At 66.6% G+C, this 22,874-nt stretch carries 20 protein-coding genes; 15 read left to right on the forward strand and 5 right to left on the reverse strand.

Going from position 1 to position 22,874, the window contains the following annotated elements; all coding sequences use genetic code 11:
• Positions 1-50: 50 nt before the first annotated feature.
• Positions 51-1,676, forward strand: coding sequence for a methyl-accepting chemotaxis protein (locus tag DFS21_RS22955; RefSeq protein WP_110704441.1), 1,626 nt, complete (start codon positions 51-53; stop codon positions 1,674-1,676).
• Between the two features lie 71 nt (positions 1,677-1,747).
• Here DFS21_RS22955 and fabB read toward each other — a convergent pair whose 3' ends face one another.
• From fabB to DFS21_RS22980, 5 genes are all read right to left on the reverse strand, one after another.
• Entirely contained in the window at positions 1,748-2,965 is a 1,218-nt protein-coding gene (fabB, locus tag DFS21_RS22960; protein ID WP_046854777.1) for a beta-ketoacyl-ACP synthase I, read from the reverse strand.
• 11 nt (positions 2,966-2,976) lie between these two features.
• Positions 2,977-3,492 (reverse strand): 3-hydroxyacyl-[acyl-carrier-protein] dehydratase FabA, encoded by a 516-nt coding sequence (fabA, locus tag DFS21_RS22965; protein ID WP_102684717.1) that lies wholly within the window; start codon positions 3,490-3,492, stop codon positions 2,977-2,979.
• Between the two features lie 206 nt (positions 3,493-3,698).
• On the reverse strand, positions 3,699-5,627 hold the full coding sequence (locus tag DFS21_RS22970) for a response regulator (RefSeq protein WP_110704439.1): 1,929 nt from the start codon (positions 5,625-5,627) through the stop codon (positions 3,699-3,701).
• Positions 5,624-6,514: an ABC transporter substrate-binding protein gene (locus DFS21_RS22975; protein WP_111533205.1), complete on the reverse strand. Its 891-nt coding sequence runs from the start codon at positions 6,512-6,514 to the stop codon at positions 5,624-5,626. Before DFS21_RS22975 ends, DFS21_RS22970 begins: the two co-directional genes overlap by 4 nt.
• Complete coding sequence (locus tag DFS21_RS22980; RefSeq protein WP_178082054.1) at positions 6,514-8,661, reverse strand: TonB-dependent siderophore receptor; 2,148 nt, start codon at positions 8,659-8,661, stop codon at positions 6,514-6,516. The genes DFS21_RS22975 and DFS21_RS22980 overlap by 1 nt, the downstream gene beginning before the upstream one ends.
• A 146-nt stretch (positions 8,662-8,807) precedes the next feature.
• Here DFS21_RS22980 and DFS21_RS22985 point away from each other — a divergent pair, with 146 nt between their 5' ends.
• The 14 genes from DFS21_RS22985 to DFS21_RS23050 all read left to right on the forward strand — a co-directional run bounded on the left by DFS21_RS22985 (position 8,808) and on the right by DFS21_RS23050 (position 22,865).
• Positions 8,808-9,833: an NAD(P)H-dependent glycerol-3-phosphate dehydrogenase gene (locus DFS21_RS22985; RefSeq protein ID WP_110704435.1), complete on the forward strand. Its 1,026-nt coding sequence runs from the start codon at positions 8,808-8,810 to the stop codon at positions 9,831-9,833.
• An 11-nt stretch (positions 9,834-9,844) separates the two neighbouring features.
• Entirely contained in the window at positions 9,845-10,192 is a 348-nt protein-coding gene (locus tag DFS21_RS22990; RefSeq protein WP_038706498.1) for a DUF4389 domain-containing protein, read from the forward strand.
• Positions 10,189-10,647 carry a phosphohistidine phosphatase SixA gene (sixA, locus tag DFS21_RS22995; protein ID WP_111533206.1) on the forward strand — a complete coding sequence of 153 codons (459 nt, stop codon included), beginning with the start codon at positions 10,189-10,191 and terminating at the stop codon, positions 10,645-10,647. The genes DFS21_RS22990 and sixA overlap by 4 nt, the downstream gene beginning before the upstream one ends.
• A gap of 96 nt (positions 10,648-10,743) precedes the next feature.
• Positions 10,744-11,082: a hypothetical protein gene (locus DFS21_RS23000; protein ID WP_102684721.1), complete on the forward strand. Its 339-nt coding sequence runs from the start codon at positions 10,744-10,746 to the stop codon at positions 11,080-11,082.
• Positions 11,083-11,185: 103 nt separating this feature from the next.
• Positions 11,186-11,974, forward strand: a complete 789-nt coding sequence (locus DFS21_RS23005; protein WP_111533207.1) for an alpha/beta fold hydrolase — start codon at positions 11,186-11,188, stop codon at positions 11,972-11,974.
• Positions 11,971-12,825, forward strand: a complete 855-nt coding sequence (locus DFS21_RS23010) for an alpha/beta hydrolase (protein WP_110704429.1) — start codon at positions 11,971-11,973, stop codon at positions 12,823-12,825. Before DFS21_RS23005 ends, DFS21_RS23010 begins: the two co-directional genes overlap by 4 nt.
• 102 nt (positions 12,826-12,927) lie before the next feature.
• Positions 12,928-13,722, forward strand: a complete 795-nt coding sequence (locus DFS21_RS23015) for a DUF4892 domain-containing protein (protein WP_102684724.1) — start codon at positions 12,928-12,930, stop codon at positions 13,720-13,722.
• A 12-nt stretch (positions 13,723-13,734) separates the two neighbouring features.
• Complete coding sequence (locus DFS21_RS23020; RefSeq protein WP_111533208.1) at positions 13,735-14,787, forward strand: AI-2E family transporter; 1,053 nt, start codon at positions 13,735-13,737, stop codon at positions 14,785-14,787.
• Positions 14,788-14,935: 148 nt separating this feature from the next.
• The gene (gene kdpF, locus DFS21_RS23025; protein ID WP_011534724.1) at positions 14,936-15,025 is read left to right on the forward strand and encodes a K(+)-transporting ATPase subunit F; all 90 of its coding nucleotides are present in this window, start codon (positions 14,936-14,938) and stop codon (positions 15,023-15,025) included.
• 9 nt (positions 15,026-15,034) lie between these two features.
• Entirely contained in the window at positions 15,035-16,729 is a 1,695-nt protein-coding gene (kdpA, locus tag DFS21_RS23030) for a potassium-transporting ATPase subunit KdpA (RefSeq protein WP_110703474.1), read from the forward strand.
• Positions 16,730-16,739: 10 nt separating this feature from the next.
• Positions 16,740-18,794 (forward strand): potassium-transporting ATPase subunit KdpB, encoded by a 2,055-nt coding sequence (kdpB, locus tag DFS21_RS23035; protein ID WP_110703477.1) that lies wholly within the window; start codon positions 16,740-16,742, stop codon positions 18,792-18,794.
• 12 nt (positions 18,795-18,806) lie between these two features.
• Complete coding sequence (gene kdpC, locus DFS21_RS23040; protein WP_111533209.1) at positions 18,807-19,364, forward strand: potassium-transporting ATPase subunit KdpC; 558 nt, start codon at positions 18,807-18,809, stop codon at positions 19,362-19,364.
• A gap of 151 nt (positions 19,365-19,515) precedes the next feature.
• Positions 19,516-22,170, forward strand: coding sequence for a sensor histidine kinase KdpD (locus tag DFS21_RS23045; protein WP_111533210.1), 2,655 nt, complete (start codon positions 19,516-19,518; stop codon positions 22,168-22,170).
• Positions 22,167-22,865 carry a response regulator gene (locus tag DFS21_RS23050; protein WP_110703485.1) on the forward strand — a complete coding sequence of 233 codons (699 nt, stop codon included), beginning with the start codon at positions 22,167-22,169 and terminating at the stop codon, positions 22,863-22,865. The genes DFS21_RS23045 and DFS21_RS23050 overlap by 4 nt, the downstream gene beginning before the upstream one ends.
• Positions 22,866-22,874 lie beyond the last annotated feature (9 nt).

Consider the following 22,874-nt stretch of genomic DNA (forward strand, 5'->3'; position numbering starts at 1 on the left):
CGATACCTTTTTTAAGCAACGGAATATCACGCTTGGGAGGGATCCTGGAAATGAGCCTGAGACGCTTGAATATCGCGCCGCGCGCCGGCCTTGGCTTTGGCATCATGGCGCTGCTGGTAGTGGCGCTGGGCGGCTTCGCGCTGCAACAGATGACCAACATGCGCCAGCAGTCCGAGCAGGTCGACAACAACTGGTTGCCGAGCGTGATCTCGGTGGGCCGTATGACCCAGGACATGCTGCGCATCCGCGCCCTGACGCTGCGCCTGCTGGTCAACACCGACCCGGCCGCCCAGCAGCAGAACCGTGCCCGCATCGACGAGGTCAAGGGTGGCCTGAGCAAGGCTCAGAGTCACTACGATGCCTTGATCGTGCTTCCTGAGGAGCGAACGTTGTTCGACCGCTACCAGGGCCTCGAGCGTCAATACATGACCTTGCAGGGGCAGGTGGTGCAACTGGCAACCGATGGGCATGTCCAGGCAGCGGCGGCGCTGGTCAACGGTGAGATGAACCAGTTGGCCGACCAGATGACGGCGACCCTCAACGAGCTGATCGAACTGAACAATCATCAGGCCAACTCAGCCACCGACCTGGCCGAGGCCGTGTACAACGGCGCGAAGGTATGGGTCGGCGTGTTGCTGGTGATCGCCCTGAGCCTCACCGTGGTGCTCGCCCTGGCCTTGACCCGTAGCATCGTGCGGCCGCTCGGCCAGTCGCTGAAGGTCGCCGAGACGGTTGCCACCGGCGACCTGACCCCGCAGATCACCGTGCAGGGGGATGACGAGCCGGCGCGCCTGCTGGCGGCGCTCAAGAGTATGCAACTGAGCTTGCGCGAGACCATCGGGCGGATCTCCGACTCGGCCAGCCAGCTGGCTTCGGCCTCCGAAGAGCTGAGTGCGGTCACTGAGGATGCCACCCGTGGCCTGCAGCAACAGAGCATGGAAATCGAGCAGGCCGCTACGGCGGTCAATCAGATGACGGCGGCGGTGGAGGAGGTGGCGAGCAACGCGGTGGCCACCTCCGAGGCCTCGCGCGAGTCCGACCAGATCGCTCGGCGCGGGCGCGAACAGGTGCGAGCCACGGTTACCGCCATCGAGGCGTTGGCCACTGGCGTGGCAGGCAATGCCGAGGAGGTCGGACAATTGGCCCAGCAGGTACACGACATCAGCAAGGTGCTGGATGTGATCGGCTCGATCGCCGAGCAGACCAACCTGCTGGCGCTCAACGCGGCCATCGAGGCGGCGCGGGCCGGCGAGGCCGGGCGCGGGTTCGCCGTGGTCGCCGACGAGGTGCGGGCGCTTGCCCACCGTACGCAGAGTTCGACCCAGGAGATCGAGCAGATGATCGTGGCCATCCGCAGCGGTGCCGAGCGGGCCGTGCAGGGCATGCAGCATAGCGATGCCCAGGCCCGTTCGACCCTCGACGGTGCCCATGCCGCAGGCCAGGCGCTGGAGGCGATCGCCGCGGCCATCGGCCAGATCAACGAGCGCAACCTGGTGATTGCCAGTGCCTCGGAGCAGCAGGCCCAGGTGGCGCGCGAGGTGGACCGCAACCTGACCACCATCCGCGACCTGGCGCATCAGTCGTCGGCGGGGGCCGAGGAGACGTCTGCAGCGAGCCAGGCCCTGTCGCGGCTGGCGGTGGACCTCAATACCCTGGTGCAGCGCTTCTCGGTGTAAGCCCCCCCGCGGGGCACAAACAAAAACGCCCCGACCTAAGTCGGGGCGTTCTCGTTCAGCGTGTCAGCCGATCACTTGCCTTCCCAGCGCTTGAGCACCAGGGTGGCGTTGGTGCCGCCGAAGCCGAAGCTGTTGCTCATCACGGTGGTGAGCTTGGCGTCTTCGGTCTTGCGCACGATCGGCAGGTCCGCGACTTCCGGATCCAGCTCGTCGATGTTGGCCGAGCCGGCGATGAAGTTGTTTTCCATCATCAGCAGGCAGTAGATCGCCTCGTGCACGCCTGCGGCGCCCAGCGAGTGACCGGACAGGCTCTTGGTCGAGCTGATCTTCGGTGCCTTGTCGCCGAACACTTCACGCACACCCTTCATCTCGGCGACGTCGCCGACCGGGGTAGAGGTGCCGTGGGTGTTCAGGTAGTCGATCGGGGTGTCGACGGTGGACAGTGCCTGCTGCATGCAGCGGATTGCGCCTTCGCCGCTTGGGGCGACCATGTCGTAGCCGTCCGAAGTTGCGCCGTAGCCGACGATCTCGGCGTAGATCTTGGCGCCACGGGCCAGGGCGTGCTCGAGTTCTTCGACCACGACCATGCCGCCGCCGCCGGCGATGACGAAACCGTCACGGTCGGCGTCGTAGGCGCGCGAGGCCAGCTCGGGGGTTTCGTTGCGCTTGGTCGACAAGGCACCCATGGCATCGAACAGGAACGACTGGCTCCAGTGCTCCTCTTCACCGCCGCCGGCGAAGACGATGTCCTGCTTGCCCCACTGGATCTGCTCCATGGCGGTGCCGATGCAGTGTGCGGAGGTGGCGCAGGCCGACGAGATCGAGTAGTTGATGCCCTTGATCTTGAACGGGGTGGCCAGGCACGCCGACACGGTGCTGCCCATGGTGCGGGTGACACGGTAGGGGCCGACGCGCTTGACGCCTTTTTCGCGCAGGGTGTCCAGGGCTTCCATCTGGTTCAGGGTGGAAGCGCCGCCGGAGCCGGCAACCAGGCCGGTGCGCGGGCTGGAGATCTGCTCTTCGCTCAGGCCGGAATCCTTGATCGCGTCCTGCATCGCCAGGTAGGCGTAGGCCGCGGCATGGCCGACGAAGCGGTAGACCTTGCGGTCGATCAGCTCTTCGAGGTTCAGGTCGATGGAACCGGAAACCTGGCTACGCAGCCCCATTTCCTTATATTCCGGGTTGTAACGGATACCCGGACGGCTGTTGCGCAGGTTTTCGGTGACGGTCTCTTTGTCATTGCCCAGGCACGAAACGATGCCCAGACCAGTGATAACGACGCGGCGCATGCGAATAACCCTTAGAAATTGTCAGTGGAGGTGAACACGCCGACCCGCAGGCCTTCGGCGGTGTAGATCTCGCGCCCGTCGACGCTGACCGAGCCATCGGCGATGGCCATGTTCAGCTTGCCCTTGAGGACGCGCTTGATGTGAATGTTGTAGGTGACTTTCTTGGCGGTGGGTAGTACCTGGCCGAAGAATTTCACTTCGCCCGAACCCAGCGCACGGCCACGGCCCGGCAGGCCCTGCCAACCGAGGAAGAAGCCGACCAGTTGCCACATGGCATCGAGGCCCAGGCAGCCTGGCATCACCGGGTCGCCTTCGAAGTGGCAGGCGAAGAACCACAGGTCCGGATTGATATCCAGCTCGGCGACCAATTCACCTTTGCCGAACTTGCCGCCTTCCTCGCTGATATGAGTGATGCGATCGACCATCAGCATGTTCGGGGCGGGCAGTTGCGCATTACCGGGTCCGAACAGCTCACCGCGACTGCAGCGCAGCAGGTCTTCCCGAGTAAAGGCGTGTTGTTTGGTCATGCGAGCTCCTCAATAACCCCCTGCGGCAGGGGACGAATCTTCCCGGCCGGCCCGAAGCGCGTTGCATTCGAGGCGGCAGCCTACAGGTAGACTATTGCGTTGTGGTGAAAGTCACAGCGCACCTGGCAAAAGAAGTACAGGTGTGCACTGAAATGTTATTTTCCGGCCCTGGGGCGGTCCTGTCCAGTCTTTAAGACTGCCGCACTTTAGCATTTATCGCCAGTCGCAACTGCCTGACCGGGCAACCAGCGGCGCAGGATGCGCTGCAGATCGGTACGTTTGAACGGCTTGCTCAGGTAATCGTTCATTCCGGCGGCCAGGCAGCGTTCGCGGTCGCCCTGCAGCGCGCTGGCGGTCAGGGCGATGATTGGCAGTCCTTCGCCGTGGGGCAGCAGGCGGATGCGACGGGTAGCCTCGTATCCGTCCACCTGGGGCAGGCGGCAATCCATCAGCACCGCGGCGAACCGTTGCTGGTCGACCAGATCGATCGCCTGGGCGCCGTCCATGGCCAGGCTGACCTCGAAGCCCAGGCTGCGCAGCATGGCCTCGATGACGCTCTGGTTGACCGGGTTGTCCTCCACCAGCAGGATCCGCCCGCCGCCTTCAGCCGCAGGGCTCTGCGCTGGCGCGGCCCCGGTCAGGGCGTTAGCGGCGCCAGCCAGTGCCAGCGGCATTTCCAGGGTGAAGGTCGAGCCCAGCCCTTCACGGCTTTCGCCGCGCAGCTGGCCACCCATGCGTTCGGCCAGGGTGCGGGCGATCGACAGACCCAGGCCGGTGCCGCCGTAGCGGCGGGAGATGGTGTTGTCGGCCTGCTGGAAGGCCACGAACATCATCTCCAGGCGGTTGCTGTCGATGCCGATGCCGGTGTCGCGCACGGTGCAGGTCAGCCAGATCAACTGGCGGTCGAGCACTTGCCAGCGCGCCTCGATCGCCACTTCGCCACGCTCGGTGAATTTCAGCGCGTTGCCCACCAGGTTGAGCAGGATCTGGCGGATCCGCGTCGGGTCGCCCACCACCAGCAGTTGGTTCATGCCGGGGGCCAGTTGCAGGCGAAGGTCGAGGTTGCGCTGCTGGGCGGTGTGCAGGAATGACTGCACGCTGCTGGTGATCAGGTCGCCGAGGTTGAAATCGATGTGCTCAAGCTCGAGGGTGGTGCGTTCGATCCGCGAGAAATCGAGGATGTCGTTGATCACCTTGAGCAGGTGCCCTGTGGATTCGCTGGCCACCGCGGTGTATTCGGCCTGCTCGCCGGTCAGTTCGGTGGTTTCCAGCAACTGCAGCATGCCCAGCACACCGTTCATGGGGGTGCGCAGCTCGTGGCTCATCATCGCCAGGAAGTCCGACTTGGCGCGGTTGGCCTGCTCGGCCTCTTCGCGAGCCTGGATCAGTTGGCCCATGGCCTGTTGTTGTTCATGAGCGGCCTGGTCGAGAGCGCTGGCCAGGTTGTTGATGTGCTGGGCCAGGTGGCCCAGCTCGCTGTCGTCGACCACCGGCAGGGGCGCGTTGAAGTCGCCCTGCTGGATGGCGCGGACCGCATGGCCCATTTCGCTGATCGGCCTGGAGAGGCTGGTGGCCAGGCGCCGGGCGAGCAGGAAAGTGAAGAGCAGGGCGAACAATGCGAGGATTGCGGCCTTGATCACGATCTCCTGTTGGCGCTGGCTGAAGGCATCGTCGGACATGCCGACGATCACCCGCCCCAGGTAGTCGTCGCCGATGTTTGGCGGCGGGGTCTTGCCTTGCAGGAAGTCGTTGTCCAGGCGGATCTGCTGCAGGCGGATCGGTGCCTGGAACACCTCGACCCGCTGGGCGCGGCTGAGGCTTTCATCGGGCTGCTCGACGTACACCAGGATATGGTTGCGGCTGTCCTGCACCTCGAGAAAGCGCACGTGGGGAATGCTCAAGGTGGCGCGCATCAGGCTCTCGAGCACCTCGTTGTTGCCCGAGATCACCCCGTACTCGGACGCCGGTGCCAGCTGGTTGGCGATCAGTTGCCCGGTGTGGTTAAGCTCCTGGCGCAAGTCCTGGATGCGTACGAAGGTAAAGAAGCTGATCAGCAGCAGGGTCAGCAACAGGGCGGGGCCCAGGCTGATGATCTGGGTGCGGGTGTGGATGTCCCAGCTCAGGCGCTTGCTCATGGGGTGGGGGCTCCTTCGGCAAGGGCCAGGGCGGCGGCGTCCGGGTCGATCGCTTCCAGGCCCAGGGCGCGGGCCACTTGCTGGTTGCCGCTGACACCAAAGTGCGTGGGGTAGAGGCTGCGCGGCCAGCGCGCCGGTGGCTGGTCGAGCAACTGCTCGAGCACCGCCAGCCAATCGTCCTGGTCGCTGTAGGTGCTGGCCAGGGCGCCGGCGCGGACGAAGCCGACGTTCGGGCCGATCAGCGCCATCTGCCGGCCATAGCTGCTGAGCAGCACGTTCTTGGCCGACTTGGAGTTGTACAGCTCGGGGTCGTCCAGCCCCAGCAGCACATCACTGTTGTTCAGCAACTGCTGCAAGGGGCGGCTGTCGCGCACGTCGGGCCAGTCCTGGGCGACGATCTCCAGGCCCAGCGGGCGGGCGACCTGGCGCAGCTCGTCGAGCAGGAAGCGGCTGTGTTCGCCATACAGCACGCCGATGCGCCGCGCCTGCGGTAGCAGGTAGCGGGCCAGGCGCAGTTGCCGGGCCAGGGGCGGGTCGCTCCACAGCAAGGTGAGGTAGGCGGGGCGCGACACGCCCAGGCGTTGTTCGGCCTGGACCCGGCTGATGCGCAGCGCCAGTGCCGATGGCCCGGTTGCCTCCGTCAGGCGCCATTCCAGGGCCGGGATGTCGAGCAGCACCAGGCGGGTGTCGGCCTTGAGCTTGCCCGGACCAGGCAACTGTTCGACGGTCTGGAACCGCACCTGGTCGTGGGGCCTGCGCTTTTCCAGGGCTGCGACGAAGCTGCGGATGCCGGGCTGGTCTTCGCCGCCGACCAGCAGGATCTCGCTGGCCGACAGCGATCCCAAGGGCCACAGGCACAACAGCAGCAGGCGCAGCAGGCGCACCATCAGAACTCCAGCTCCGCGCTGACGCTCAGGCGGTGGCGGCTGTCATAGCGGTTCTGCTCGAGGGTGACCGGTTCGTCATCCAGGCGCTGCTGCCACAGCGCGGCCAGTTCCAGGTTGCTGCCGTGGATCTTGAAGCGCTTGGCCACGCGCAGGTCGACCCGCTCGTAGCGGTACTGGTTGAGGGCATCGTCGCCGTAATAGAAGAGGGCGCTGGACCAGCCCTCGCCCCAGTCGCGCAACCAGCCGGCCGAGCCGCTGTTGCGCGCACTCAGGCGGCGATCGGCCGGGTTGCTGGCCCAGGCGTCGACATAGGCATAGGTTAGACGCAGGCGGTCGCGCTGGGTGGCGCGCCAGTCGAACTGCGCCTCGCTGCCGCTGAAACGGGCTTTGTTGGCGTTGCTGGCGATGAACTGGTTGTTTTTCAACGGCTCGCTGATCATGCCGGTGATTTCGTCGTAGAACAGTTTCACGTCGACGTTCAGGTCGATGTCGCTGAAGGCGCCGTTGTAGCCGAGTTCTCGCGAACGCATGCGTTCCTGGTCGAGGTTGCCGGGGCCGCGGGTCTTGACGAAATATTCGCCGTTCTGCAGCCCGTACAGATTGGGCGAGAGATTCTTGACCGTGTAGCTCCAGTTGACATTGTTCTCGAACATGTCCGGCGAGCGAATGGCCTCGGAATACACCGCGCGCAAACCATGGCGAGGGGTGATCAGGTAGTTCACCGCCACGCGCGGGGTCAGCGAGTTGCCCGACAGCTGCGAGTGTTCGTACATGGCGCCGCCCTGGAGGATCCAGTGCTCGTCGGCGCGCCATTCGAGCTGGCCGAACAGGCGCCAGGTCTGGTCGTCGATGCTGCCGTTGAAATAGGTCTGCGAATCGGCGCGGTCGTAGCGGTAGTTCATGCCGCTGACCAGGCGCAGGCTGTCGGTGAGGCTCAGGGTGTCCTGGATTTCCAGGTCATAGCGGGTTTCGCGGGTGCTCTGGTCGACGTCGCCGCAGATCGTGTTGCGGCCACCGCTGGCCCACTGGTTCTGCACCTGGCCCATCAGCGAGCCGAGCACGGGATCGCTGGTGCTGGGCAGGTTGCCGGTGTACAGGTTGCGCGCGACCTTCTCGGCGAAGTTCGGGTCGAGCTGCCACAGGCGTGTCAGTTCGGGGCTGAAAGCAATTGCCGCATCGCAGGCGCGCCACACCTGCTGGCGGTCGAAATGCTGCGCCGAGCCCTGCACATACAGGCTGTGCTCGGGGTTGAGGTCGAGGTTCCAGCGCACGGAGCCGGCGTAGTCCTTGGCGTTGACATCGGCGTTGTCGCCAGCGCGGTAGTTGCCGAACACCGGCTGGTAGGTGTAGGGGCGCTGGTTGCTGCCTTCCTTGGCCGCCAGTTGCCATTCCAGGGTCTGGTCAGGCGCCAGGGTATGCACGGCATTGATGTTGATGCGATTGGCGCGGCGGCTGTCGCGGTAGTCGCGGCCGAACTGGTCCTGGTCGAAGCCGTCGTCCTGCTGGCCGGAGAGCGACAGGCGCAGGTCGCCGCTGTCCCAGCCGAAGCCCTGGCTTGCGTAGTAATCGTTGATGCCGTCCTGGCCGCGGGTCAGCTTGACCCGCGTGCCGTGGCTGTCGGCCGGGTTGCGGGTGAGGATGTTGACCACCGCCATCAGCGCGTTGGCGCCGTAGCTGACGGTGTTCGGGCCGCGGAACACCTCGATGCGCTCGATATCCTCGATGGCCACGGGGATGTCGCTCCAGTCCACCGTGGCCAGGCCGGCGCGGTACACCGAGCGGCCATCGATCAGCACCTGCATGCGCCGGGCGTCGCTGACGTTGCTGCCGTGGTAGTTGACCGTCGGCTGGTTGCCGGCGCCGTAGCCGATCATCATGCCCGGTACCAGGCGCAGCAGCTCGGGGATGTCGCGGGCACCGCTGGCACGGATCAGCTCGTTGTCGAGCACGGTCATGCTGCCCGGAACCGCCGCCGGGGATTGTTTCAGGCGCGTGGCGGTCAGAACCTGCGGCAGATCCTGGTTGTCGATGAACAGGTCATCGGCCACGGCCGGGCCGCCGAGCAGGGCAGTCAGCAACAGCAGGCGGGGGTACGGGGGCGTGCCAGGGAACACGAAACGGCCTTGTTTCAGAAATGAATCAGGCATGTTAACCGACCGTGCGGCTTTTGCCAGTGACCGCGACACCATGACAGGCCCGCCCTGCGAATGGGCGGGTACTGCCACTGGCTCTGGCGCATGCGCGCCGTATAATGCGCACGTCGCCACTTACTTTATTGGTTAACGGATTGGATATGACTGAACAGCAACCTGTTGCAGTTCTTGGAGGCGGCAGCTTCGGCACCGCCGTGGCGAACCTCTTGGCACAGAACGGCCATCCGGTGCGGCAGTGGATGCGCGACCCGGCGCAAGCCGAGGCAATGCGCGTCGACCGCGAGAATCCGCGTTACCTCAAGGGCATCCGCCTGCATGACGGCGTCGAACCGGTCAACGACTTGCTCGCCACCCTGCAGGGCAGCGCGTTGATCTTCGTCGCCTTGCCCTCCAGCGCCTTGCGCAGCGTGCTGGCGCCCCACGCCGAATTGCTGCGTGGCAAGGGCCTGGTCAGCCTGACCAAGGGCATCGAGGCGAACACCTTCAAGCTGATGAGCCAGATCCTCGAAGAGATCGCCCCCCAGGCACGCATCGGCGTGCTGTCAGGCCCCAACCTGGCCCGCGAGATTGCCGAGCATGCGTTGACCGCCACCGTGGTCGCCAGCGAGGACGAAACGCTGTGCCAGCAGGTGCAGGCCGTGCTGCATGGCCGCACGTTCCGTGTCTACGCCAGCAGCGATCGCTTCGGCGTCGAACTGGGCGGCGCGTTGAAGAACGTCTATGCCATCATCGCCGGCATGGCCGTGGCCCTGGGGATGGGCGAGAACACCAAGAGCATGCTGATTACCCGGGCCCTGGCCGAGATGACCCGCTTCGCCGTGAGCCAGGGCGCCAACCCCATGACCTTCCTCGGCCTGGCCGGGGTTGGCGACCTGATCGTCACCTGTTCCTCGCCCAAGAGCCGCAACTACCAGGTCGGCCATGCGCTAGGCCAGGGCCTGAGCCTCGAGCAGGCGGTCAGCCGCCTGGGCGAGGTGGCCGAAGGCGTCAACACCCTCAAGGTGCTCAAGGCCAAGGCCCAGGAAGTGGGCGTATACATGCCGCTGGTGGCGGGGCTGCACGCGATCCTGTTCGAAGGCCGCACGCTCAACCAGGTGATCGAGCACCTGATGCGCGCCGAGCCGAAGACCGATGTCGATTTCATTTCCACCAGCGGTTTCAACTGAGGGAGAAACGTATGAACGATACCCCGGAGCGCGCCCAGCGCGAGTCGATCATCCTGCGCGTGCTGTGGATGCTGGTGTTCCTGGTGGCCTGGCAACTGGCCGAGCTGCTGCTTGGCGGCCTGGTGCTGGTGCAACTGATCTACCGCCTGATCTACGGCGCGCCCAGCGCCAGCCTGATGAACTTCGGTGACAGCCTGAGCCAGTACCTGGCACAGATCGGCCGTTTCGGCACTTTCCATAGCGACCAGAAACCCTGGCCGTTCGCCGACTGGCCGACCCCGCGCACCCCGGAAGGCGAAGCGCCCCACGCCGTCGCCCCGGCGCCACACCCGGTGCGTGACGAGGAGCCCAAGCTGTGAAGCTCTGGGTGCTGCGTCACGGCGAGGCCGAGCCAAGGGCCAACAGCGACGCCGAGCGGCGCCTGACAGCGCACGGTCGCGAGCAGGTGCTGCGCAGTGCCGCGCACCTGTTGGGCCAGCCGTTGCAGGCAATCATCGCCAGCCCCTATGTGCGTGCCCAGCAGACCGCCGCCCTGGTGCACGGCGCCCTCGGTTTTTCTGAGCCGGTGTGTACCGTGCCGTGGCTGACGCCAGAGAGCGACGTGCAGCAGGTGATCGGCGAGATCGAGCGCCTGGGGCTCGAGCATGTCCTGCTGGTCAGCCACCAACCCCTGGTGGGCAACCTGGTTGGTCAGCTTGAGCACGGCCATGGCCAGCAACCTGCACCGTTGAGCACGGCCAGCTTGGCCGAGCTGGAGGGCGACTGGCCACTGGCCGGCCTGATGACCCTGCGCAGCCTCAACCACGCTGGCTGACACCTGGCAACTGGCATTTATGCCAGTTGCCGTTCGGGTGGTGCGGGCCTTAGCGTGGCGGCGTGCATGATCGCAACGCCGCGCAAGGAATCATGGATGAGCAGGCAACGCCTGGAGCTGGTGCGCTCCGTCAATCCCCAGAGCGTGATCGACAAGCTGGACAGCCCCGCTGCGCTGGACTTCGCCGAGTACTGCCTGTTGCGCGACTGTGCCGATGCCAAGCTTGACCAGCTGCTGCGCCGCTTCGAAGGCCAGTACGAGCTCGAGCAACTGCGCCAGTCCGGCATCCGCATGGCGCACCTGCTGCAATCCAGTTGCCTGGCGCTGCGCCGGCTGGTGGAAACCCAGCAGGACTGCCAGCTGGCCCGCGAAGCCCTCGAGTGGCAACTGGCCTACATGCGTGCCTGCCTGCACCGTTCGATGGCCAGCTTCTAGTCGCGATGACCTGATCGTCACTGGCGATGACCGTTCAGGACGTTGCCGCCAGCCGATCGCTTGCCGACAATGGGCCATCCATCCCCGTGCAGAGCAGGCGGCCATGTCGCAGCAGATCTTCTTCGCCCACGCCAACGGCTTCCCTTCGGCCACCTACGGCAAGCTGTTTGCCGCGCTGGCGCCGGATTACCAGGTGCATCACCTGGAACAGCACGCCCACGATCCGCGCTTTCCGGTCAACGACAACTGGCAGAACCTGGTGGACGAGCTGCTGCATCACCTTGAGCAGCAGGATGCGCCGGTCTGGGGCGTCGGCCACTCCCTCGGCGGCGTGCTGCACCTGCATGCGGCGCTGCGTTGCCCGGAGTTCTACCGCGGGGTGGTGATGCTCGATTCTCCGGTGCTGACCCGCGCCGACGAATGGCTGATCCAGGCCGCCAAGCGCCTGGGCTTCATCGACCGCATCACTCCGGCCGGGCGTACCCTGGGCCGGCGCGAGGCCTTTCCCGACCGCGACAGTGCCCGCCGTTACTTTACCGGCAAGACCCTGTTCCGCCACTTCGACCCGGAGTGCCTGGAAGCCTACCTGGAGCATGGCCTGGCGCAGGACGAGGACGGTCTGCGCCTGCGCTTCGACCCGGCCACCGAAATCAGCATCTACCGCAGCATTCCGCATGTCAGCCCAGCCAGGCCTCGCCAGTTGCAGGTGCCCTTGGCGATGGTGCGTGGCGCCCAGAGCCGGGTGATCCGCAAACACCACGCCCTGGCCGTGCGCGGCATGGCCATGGGCGAGTATCACAGCCTGCCGGGCGGGCACATGTTCCCGCTGGAGCGGCCCACCGACACCGCCAGCCTGATCAAGGGCCTGTTCGAGCGCTGGAGCCAGGCATGAGCGCCCAGGTCGAGGAGATCCGCCTGACACTTGGCCATATCGAGCTGGCCGCGCACCTGTTCGGCCCGGCCGACGGCCTGCCGGTGATCGCCCTGCATGGCTGGCTGGACAACGCCAACAGCTTCGCCCGTCTGGCGCCGCAACTGAAGGGGCTGCGCATCGTCGCCCTGGACCTGGCCGGGCATGGCTACTCCGAGCATCGCCCGGTCGGTGCCGGCTATGCCCTGGCCGACTACGCCCACGACGTGTTGCGGGTTGCCGAGCAACTGGGCTGGGAGCGCTTCGGCCTGCTCGGCCATTCGCTCGGCGCGATCATCTCGGTGCAGTTGGCCGGTGCCTTGCCCGAGCGGGTCAGTCAGCTGGCGTTGATCGACGGGGTGATCCCACCGACGCTCAGCGAACAGGACGCTGCCGAGCGCCTGGGGCTGGCCTTGCAGGCGCAGCTGCGCCTGGAGGGCAAGCGCAAGTCGGTGTACCCGACCCTGGAGGAGGGCGTCGAGGCGCGCATGAAGGGCATGGTCGCGGTCAGTCGCGAAGCCGCCGAGCTGCTGGCCCAGCGCGGCCTGATGCCGGTGCCCGGCGGTTACAGCTGGCGCAGCGACAGCCGCCTTACCTTGCCTTCACCAACCCGACTGAACCAGGACCAGGCCATGGCCTTCGTCAAGCGTATCGCCTGCCCGGCCTGCCTGGTGGTGGCCGCCGACGGCATGCTGGCGCGCCACACGGATTTGCTGGAGCAGCTACCCTTCGAGCAGGTGATCCTGCCGGGCGGGCACCATCTGCACCTGAACGACGCCGAGGGCGCGGCCCTTGTCGCAGACTGTTTCAATCGCTTCTTTGGCATTCCTTGACTTGCACCGGACAAGTGTCGAGGCTTGGCGGGTTGAAAGGGAGACAACCATGTACATGCCAGACATCCACGCACCTTGCCCCGCCACCTGCGAGGGCGGTCGATGAGCGCACCTGTTTTCGTTCGCGGCGCCGTCGCCGCCTGCCTCGCCATCGCCAGCCCCTTGCTCTGGGCCGGCAGCCTGCCGGTACCACCCGACGCCAAGGTGGTTGACCAACGCCCGGCAGTGGAGCAGGAGCGTGTCTACCCCATGGGTCCGCTGCGCAAGATCAGCGGCCGGCTACGGGTCGAGGACAAAGTCGAAAGTCGCGGCCAGGTGAGTTCCGTGACCTACGAGCTACCGGTCGAGCGCAGCGCCCGCGAAGCCTTCACCAGCGCCCGCGAGGCGTTGCAGCAGGACGGTGGCTACCCGTTGTTCTGGTGCCAGGGCCGCGATTGCGGCGAGGCCAGCCTGTGGGCCAACGACGTGTTCGCCAACGCCCGCCTCAATGGTGGTGACGAACAGCAGGCATTCATCCTGTTGCGCCGCTCCGCCGAAGAAGCCGACACCCTGGTGGCGCTGTACAGCGTGACGCGCGGCAACCGCCGCGCCTACCTGCATGTCGAGGAGTTCGTCGCCGGCAACCCGCTGGGCGAGCTGCTGCCCACCGCCGCCACGGTGCTGCGCGAACTGCGCGACACCGGCAAGCTCGACTACCCTGACCTGGCCGAGCCCCAGGCCGCCTGGGCGACGCTGCTGGCCCGCAGCCTGAACCTCGACAGCACCCTGCGCGCCAGCCTCAGTGGCAAGGGCGCCGAAGCCTGGCGCGAGCAACTGGTCAAGGCCGGCGTGCGCAGCGCCCGGCTGGAGGTGGGCGATGCTCCGACCGAAGGCCTGCACCTGGAACTGATCCGTTGAGTGAGGGCCACCATGGCCAACAATGACCGCCTGTTGATCCAGATCCTGCTGCTCACCTTGCTGGGCGCCGCGCTGTGGGTGATGGCGCCGTTCATCTCGGCGCTGCTGTGGGGCGCCATCCTGGCCTTCGCCAGCTGGCCGCTGATGCGCCTGTTGACCCGCGTGCTGGGCGGCCGGGAAACCCTTGCCGCAAGTCTGCTGACCACGGTGTGGATCCTGCTGGTGGCCATGCCGCTGGTGTGGCTGGGTTTCAACCTGGCCGACCATGTGCGTGATGCCACCGCGTTCATTCGCGATGTGCAGGTCGATGGCCTGCCGGACGCGCCCGCCTGGGTGGCTGGTATCCCATTCGTGGGCGAGCGCCTGATTGGCTGGTGGGAGTCCTTCGACCAGCAGGGCGCGGCCTTGCTCGCCTCGGCAAAGCCATACCTGGGGCAGGTCGGCAACTGGTTGCTGGCCCGCAGCGCGCAGATCGGCGGCGGGGTGCTCGAGCTGACCCTGAGCCTGGTGTTCGTGTTCTTCTTCTACCGCGACGGGCCACGCCTGGCGGCGTTCGTGCACCGCCTGCTGCAACGGCTGGTGGGCGAGCGCGCCGAGTACTACGTCGACCTGGTCGCCGGCACCGTGCAGCGGGTGGTCAATGGTGTGATCGGTACTGCGGCGGCTCAGGCCCTGCTGGCGCTGATCGGCTTCCTGATCGCCGGCGTGCCGGGGGCCATTGTGCTGGGCCTGGTGACTTTCATGCTCAGCCTGATTCCCATGGGCCCACCACTGGCATGGATACCGGCCACCGCCTGGCTGGTCTGGAAGGGCGACTACGGCATGGCGGTGTTCCTGGGCATCTGGGGCACCTTCATCATCAGCGGCGTGGATAACGTGCTCAAGCCATACCTGATCAGCCGCGGCGGTAACCTGCCGCTGGTCATCGTGCTGCTCGGGGTGTTCGGCGGCCTGATCGCGTTCGGCTTCATCGGGCTGTTCATCGGGCCGACCTTGCTGGCGGTGGGGTACAGCCTGCTGCTGGACTGGAGCCGCAATACCGCGCAGCACACGCCGCAGCGCTGATCTCCATCGCGGGCTTGCCCCGCGATACATCAGCGATCTTTACGCTTTCTTTATGTCCTGACCCGACCCCCCATCTCGCCCCTTTACGCCCCTCCCTCGGACAATTTCCCCAAAGCGGCCTTCACGCCGCAACTAGGGGAGATTGCACATGTACATGCTCGACGGGCTGTCACTGCTTCTGGCGGTGGCGTTGGCGGTTTACCTGCTGGTGGCGCTGCTGCGCGCCGATCGCGGCTAAGGGGCAACCATGCACAGTTACGATTACCTGCTGCTGCTGGCGTTCTTCGCCATCGTGCTGCTGCCGGCGCCCTGGCTTGGGCGCTTCTACTTCAAGGTCATGGAGGGCCAGCGTACCTGGCTATCGCCGCTCCTGGGCCCGGTGGAGCGGGGCTGTTACCGTGTGGCCGGCGTGCGCGCCGACCAGGAGCAGAGCTGGAAGCAGTACACCCTGGCCCTGCTGGCCTTCAACCTGGCCGGTTTTTTGATGGTGTTCGGCGTCCTGCAACTGCAGGGCAGCCTGCCGCTCAACCCGCAGCACTTGCCGGGCCAGGAATGGTCGCTGGCGTTCAACACCGCGGTCAGCTTCATGACCAACACCAACTGGCAGGCCTACAGCGGTGAAGCCTCGGTCAGCTACCTGAGCCAGATGATCGGCCTTACCGTGCAGAACTTCGTCAGCGCCGCCACGGGCCTTGCCGTGCTGGTCGCCCTGTGCCGGGGCATCGCCCGCCGTTCGGCCAGCACCCTGGGCAACTTCTGGGTCGACCTGACCCGCGCCACCCTCTACGGCCTGCTGCCGCTTTGCCTGGTGCTGGCGCTGCTGCTGGTCTGGCAAGGCGTGCCGCAGACCTTTGCCGACTACGTCCACGCCCTGACCCTGCAAGGCACCGACCAGACCATCCCGCTGGGCCCAGCCGCCAGCCAGATCGCCATCAAGCAGTTGGGCACCAACGGTGGTGGTTTCTTCGGCGTCAACTCGGCGCACCCGTTCGAGAACCCCACGGCCTGGAGCAACCTGTTCGAAGTGGCTTCGATCATCCTGATCCCGGTGGCTCTGGTATTCACCTTTGGCCACTACGTGAAGGACCTGCGCCAGAGCCGCGCGATCATCGCCTGCATGCTCGCGCTGTTCCTGATCGGCGGCAGCACCGCGCTGTGGTCGGAACACCAGCCCAACCCGGCCCTGGAAAGCGCCCAGGTGCAGCAGAGCGCGCCACTCGAAGGCAAGGAGAGCCGTTTCGGCACTACCGGCTCCGTACTGTGGACGGTGACCACCACCTCGGCCTCCAACGGTTCGGTCAACGCCATGCACGACAGCCTCAACCCGCTGACCGGCATGGTGGCGATGGTCAACATGATGCTTGGCGAAGTGATTTTTGGCGGTGTCGGCGCGGGCCTCTACGGCATGCTGCTGTTCGTGCTGATCGCCGTGTTCCTGGCCGGCCTGATGATCGGCCGCACCCCGGAATACCTGGGCAAGAAGCTGCAGGCCCGTGAAGTACAGCTGTTGGTGGCGACCCTGCTGGTGATGCCGGTGGGCGTGCTGGTGCTCGGCGCCATCGCCGCCAGCCTGCCAGGGCCTGCCGGCGCGGTGACCAACCCCGGTGCCCACGGCTTCAGCCAACTGTTGTACGCCTACACCTCGGGTACCGCCAACAATGGCTCGGCCTTCGCCGGCTTCGGCGCCAACACGCCGTTCCACAACGTGATGATTGGCCTGGCCATGTTGATCGGCCGCTTCGGCTACATCCTGCCGGTGCTGGCCCTGGCCGGCAGCCTGGCCGCCAAGAAGAGCGCGCCGCAAGGCCTGAACAGCTTCCCCACCCACGGCCCGCTGTTCACCACGTTGCTGCTGGTGACCATCCTGCTGGTCGGTGGCCTGACCTTCCTGCCGACCCTGGCCCTGGGGCCGATTGCCGAACACCTGAGCCTGGGTTTCTGAGGAACACACCATGAACATGCCCATTCCCGAAGTGAAGGCGCGTCATAGCGCCAAGGACCAGACCCGTTTCGCCGCCCTGTGGCGCCCGGCGCTGGTGCAGGCCTTCGTCAAGCTCGACCCGCGCCAGCTCAAACGCGCCCCAGTGATGCTGGTGGTGGCCCTCACTGCCATGCTGACCACCGTGCTTTGCTTCGCCCCTGAAAGTGGCGTGAGCACTTCAGTGGCCGTGCAGATCACCGTATGGCTATGGTTCACCGTGCTGTTCGCCAACTTCGCCGAAGCCCTTGCCGAAGGCCGTGGCAAGGCCCGCGCCGACAGCCTCAAGGCTGGCAGCCAGGGGCTGGCCGCCAAGCGCCGCAAGAGTGACGGTACGTTCGAGACCGTCGCCGCCACCCAGTTGCGCAAGGACGACGTAGTGCGCGTTGTGGCCGGTGAGCTGATCCCCGGCGACGGCGAGGTGCTCGAAGGCATCGCCGCGGTCAACGAGGCGGCCATCACCGGCGAGTCCGCGCCGGTGATCCGCGAGTCCGGCGGCGACCGTTCGGCCGTTACCGGCAACACCCGCCTGGTCTCAGACTGGCTGCTGATCCGCATCACCAGCAACCCCGGCGAGTCGACCCTGGACCGCATGATCGCCCTGGTCGAAGGCGCCAAGCGGCAGAAGACCCCCAACGAGATCGCCCTCGACATCCTGCTGATCGGCCTGACCCTGATCTTCCTGATCGTGGTGGTGACCCTGCAGCCGTTCGCCCGTTTCGCCGGTGGCGAGTTGCCGCTGATCTTCCTCGCCGCGCTGCTGGTGACGTTGATCCCCACCACCATCGGCGGCCTGTTGTCGGCCATCGGCATTGCCGGCATGGATCGCCTGGTGCGTCTGAACGTGATCGCCCGCTCCGGCCGCGCCGTTGAAGCGGCAGGCGACGTGCACACGCTGATGCTCGACAAGACCGGTACCATCACCTTCGGCAACCGTCGCTGCAGCGCACTGCACGCAGCCTCCGGCGTGACCGCCAAGGAGCTGGGGGAGGGCGCCTTGCTCGCCTCGCTGGCCGATGACACTGCCGAAGGCAAGTCGATCGTCGAGTACCTGCGCCAGTTGCACGACTTCGCGGAACCTGCGACCAACCACTACGAAGCCATCGCCTTCAGCGCCGAGACGCGCCTGTCGGGTATCGACTTCCAGCAGCGCCGCTACCGCAAGGGCGCCGTCGACGCGGTACTGGCCTTCTGCGGCCTGCAACGCCTGGAGCTGCCCACCGCGCTGGCCCGTGAAGTGGAGCGCATCGCCCAGAGCGGCGGCACCCCGCTGCTGGTGTGCGTCGACAAGCACCTGCTCGGCGTGATCCACCTCAAGGACGTGGTCAAGCCCGGTATCCGCGAGCGCTTCGCCGAACTGCGCAAGCTCGGCATCCGCACCGTGATGGTCACCGGCGACAACCCGCTGACCGCCGCCGCCATTGCTGCCGAGGCGGGTGTCGATGACGTGCTCGCCGAGGCCACTCCGGAGAAGAAGCTGGCGCGGATCCGCCAGGAACAGAACGACGGCCGCCTGGTGGCCATGTGCGGCGACGGCGCCAACGACGCGCCGGCCCTGGCCCAGGCCGATGTCGGCATGGCCATGAACGACGGCACCCAGGCGGCCCGCGAGGCGGCCAACATGGTCGACCTGGACAGCGACCCGACCAAGCTGCTGGACGTGGTGCAGGTGGGCAAGGAGCTGCTGGTCACTCGCGGCGCGCTGACCACGTTCTCCATCGCCAACGACGTGGCCAAGTACTTCGCCATCCTGCCGGCGCTGTTCGCCGCCATCTACCCGCAGTTGGGCGTGCTCAACCTGATGCACCTGGCCAGCCCGCAGAGCGCGATCCTCTCGGCCATCGTGTTCAACGCGCTGATTATCATCGTGCTGATCCCCCTGGCGTTGCGTGGGGTGCGGGTGCAGGCGGCCAGCGCCGCCCATTTGCTGCGGCGCAACCTGCTGATCTACGGCCTGGGCGGCATCATCGTGCCGTTCGTCGGGATCAAGCTGATCGACATGCTGCTCACTGCGCTGCACCTGGTCTGAGGAGAGACTGACATGACCGCTTATATACGCCCGGCCCTGAGCCTGGTCCTGCTGATGACCCTGGTCACCGGCGCGTTATACCCCCTGGCGGTGACCGGCATTGCCCAGGTCGCTTTCCCTGAACAGGCCAATGGCAGTCTGGTGCGCGATGACCGTGGCCAGGTGCGCGGTTCGGCGCTGATCGCCCAGGAGTTCAAGGGCGACGCCTGGTTCCAGTCGCGGCCTTCGGCGGGCGCCTATGCCACCGTGGCCAGTGGCGCCAGCAACCTGGCGCCGAGCAACCCGGCGCTGGTCGAGCGGGTCAAGACTGACGCCTCCCAGCAGTACCAGGCGCAGCAGGGGCCGGTGCCCCAGGCGCTGCTGACCACCTCTGGCAGCGGGCTGGACCCGCACCTGCCGCCTGAGGCCATCGCCTACCAGCTGCCGCGCGTGGCGGCGGCTCGGCAGGTCTCTGAGGAGCGCTTGCAAGCGTTGGTGAATGGGGCCACCCTGCGGCCATTGGTCGGGCCGCCGGTGGTGAATGTGCTGGCGTTGAACCAGGCGCTTGAACGCCTTGCTCCGAGCCACTGAAGCCGGGGCCGCTTTGCGGCCCATCGCCGCGGTTCGTCGCCACGACAAGCCGGCTCCCACAGGGTGCCAGGTGCGGTTCTTTGTGGGAGCCGGCTTGTCGGCGATGGCCTGCGCAGCAGGCCCTCATTTGTTACATTTTGAAGGATGAAGCATGAGCAACCCCACCCGCGCCGACGCGCTGTTGGCCGGCCTGCCCCGGGAAGGCCGCGGCAGGCTCAAGGTGTTCCTCGGCGCCGCGCCCGGGGTCGGCAAGACCTTTTCCATGCTCCAGGCCGCCCACGCCCAGCAACGCCAGGGCGTACGCGTGGTGGCCGGAGTGGTCGAGACCCACGGCCGCGCCGAGACCGAGGCCTTGCTCGGCGGGCTGACCCAACACCCCCTGCTGCGCAGCGAATACCGCGGCGTGATCCTCGAGGAAATGGACCTCGACGGCCTGCTCAAGGCCGCGCCACCGCTGGTGCTGGTCGACGAACTGGCGCACACCAACGCCCCCGGCAGCCGCCACGCCAAGCGCTGGCAGGACGTGCAGGAACTGCTCGCCGCCGGCATCGACGTATACACCACGGTCAACGTCCAGCACCTGGAAAGCCTCAACGACAAGGTCCGCGACATCACCGGCGTGCAGGTGCGCGAGACGCTGCCCGACTGGGTGTTGCAGGAAGCCTTCGAACTGGTGCTGATCGACCTGCCGCCGCGTGAACTGCTCGAGCGCCTGCGCGAGGGCAAGGTTTACGTACCCGAACAGGCACGGGCGGCCATCGAGGCCTATTTCTCCCAGACCAACCTCACCGCCCTGCGCGAACTGGCCATGCAGACCGCCGCCGCCCAGGTGGACGCGGACCTGGCCAGCGGCTATCGCCAGCGCGGTCAGGAAGCCCCGGCCCTGCGCGGCCGGCTGCTGGTGGGCATCGATGGCGACGAGCAGGCCGAACGCTTGGTGCGCCATGCCTGTCGCGTCGCCCAGCGTCGCCATCTGCCATGGAGCGTGGTCCATGTCGACAACGGCCGCCTGCGTGACGAGACGGCCCGCCATCGCTTGCAGGCCGCTCAGCAACTGGCCGAGCGCCTCGGCGGCGAAGTGGTGCTGCTGCGCGCCGGCGAAGTGGCGCGCACGCTGATCCAGCACGCCGCCGAGCGCCGCGCCAGCCTGGTGCTGGTGGGCCAGTCCCGTGACCTGTTGCGTCGGCGCCTGTTCGGCGCCGGCGTGGCGGCGCGCCTGCTGCGTGAGAGCCACGGCCTGGAGATCAACGTGCTCGACCGCGACGCCCAGCCGCCAGCGGCGCGTACGGCGGTAAAGCGTGTATGGGTGTGGCGCCACTACCTGCTCGCGCTACTCGCCACCGCGCTGGCGGCGGGCTTGTCCTGGGCGGTGTCGAGCGTGCTGGCGCTGCCCAACATCTCCCTGGTGTTCCTAGCCGCCGTGCTGCTGGTGGCAGTGCGCAGCAGCCTGGGGCCGGCCCTGGCGTGCGCGGCGCTGTCGTTCCTCACCTACGATTTCCTGTTCATCCCGCCGAACTTCTCCTTCGCCATCCAGCGCGAAGAGGACGTGCTGACCCTGGTGTTCTTCCTGCTGATGGCCGCGCTCACCGGCAACCTCGCCGCTCGCCAGCGTCGCCAACTGCAGGCCTTGCGCGAAACCCAGGCGCAGACCAACCAGTTGCTCGACCTGTCGCGCCGCCTGACCGTTGCCACCGACCGCCAAGCGGTGTTCAGTGCTGCCGGCCAGCATATGGATGGCTGGCAGGGCGTGCAGGTGTGTCTGCTCGAACGCAGTGCCGAGGGCCTGCTGCAGGTGGCCAGCGGTGGCGCTCCCGCCTTCACCGACAATGAACGCGCCGCCGCCGAATGGGCCTGGCAACATGGCCAGGCCGCGGGCTTCGGCAGTGACACATTGCCCCACGGCCGCTGGTGGTGGTGGCCGCTGGCCGTGGAGGAACAGCCCCTGGCACTGCTCGGCATACGCCCATGCGACGGCGAGCCCTTGAGCGACCAGCGCCGTCGGCTGTTGATGGCCCTGGCGCAACCCCTGGCCCAGGCCCTGGCCCGTGCCCGCCTGGGCGAGCAACTGGAAGCCGCCCGTCTGCACGGCGAAACCGAGCAACTGCGCAGCGCCTTGCTCGCCTCGGTGTCCCACGACCTGCGCACGCCGCTGACGTCGATGCGCGGCAGTATCGACAGCCTGCTGGCGCTGGGCGACGCCATCCCCCCGGATGACCGCCGCGAACTGCTCGAAGGCACCCGAAACGAAGCCGAGCGTCTGGACCGCTACATCCAGAACCTGCTGGACATGACCCGCCTGGGCCATGGCACGCTCAAGCTGGCCCGCGACTGGGTTGCCCCGGCCGATATCGTCGGCAGCGCCCTCAATCGCCTGCGCGTGGTGCTGGCCCCCCTGCGCGTGCACACCGACGTCCCGCCCGAACTGCCGCTGCTGTTCGTGCACGCGGCGTTGATCGAGCAGGCGCTGATCAACGTGCTGGAAAACGCCGCGCGTTTCTCTCCAACGCAAGGCCGCCTGGAACTTCAGGTCTCGGTGCGCGATGAGCAACTGTGCTTCGCCGTGGCCGATGAAGGCCCCGGCATCCCCCAGGATGAACGCGAGAAGATCTTCGACATGTTCTACACCGCCGCCCGCGGCGATCGGGGCGGGCAGGGCACCGGCCTGGGCCTGGCAATCTGCCAGGGCATGATCGGTGCCCATGGCGGGCGGATCCTGGTCGACGACGGCATCGATGGTCACGGCACCCGCATCACTCTATGCTTGCCGCTGCCGACCCAACCCGATACTGAAAGTGAAGCCCCATGAGCCAAGCCGCCACCCTGCTGGTGATCGACGACGAGCCGCAAATCCGCAAGTTCCTGCGCATCAGCCTGGCGTCCCAGGGCTACAAGGTGATCGAGGCCGGCACCGGCAGCGATGGCCTGGCCCAGGCCGCCTTGAACAAGCCCGACCTGGTGGTACTCGACCTCGGTCTGCCGGACATGGACGGCCAGCAGGTGCTGCGCGAGCTGCGTGAATGGAGCACGGTGCCGGTGATGGTGCTGTCGGTGCGTGCCAGCGAAGTGCAGAAGGTCGATGCCCTCGACGGCGGGGCCAACGACTACGTGACCAAGCCGTTCGGTATTCAGGAATTCCTCGCCCGGGTGCGGGCATTGCTGCGCCAGGCGCCCCAGGTGGGCAACCTCGCCTCGGCGGCGAGTTTCGGGCCGCTGGTGGTGGACTTCGCCTTTCGCAAGGTTACCCTGGATGGCATAGAGATAGCCTTGACGCGCAAGGAGTACGCGCTGCTGGCGCAGTTGGCCGGGCACCCCGGGCGGGTGATCACCCAGCAGCAATTGCTCAAGGACATCTGGGGGCCGACCCATGTCGACGACACCCACTACCTGCGCATCGTGGTGGGGCACCTGCGCCAGAAACTGGGCGACGACCCCACCGCGCCGCGATTCATCGTCACCGAGGCGGGCGTGGGATACCGGCTGGTGGCGCCGTCCGACCCGTGAACAGGCCGG

Source organism: Pseudomonas sp. 2848 (assembly GCF_003253945.1).
Classification (GTDB): Bacteria; Pseudomonadota; Gammaproteobacteria; order Pseudomonadales; family Pseudomonadaceae; genus Aquipseudomonas.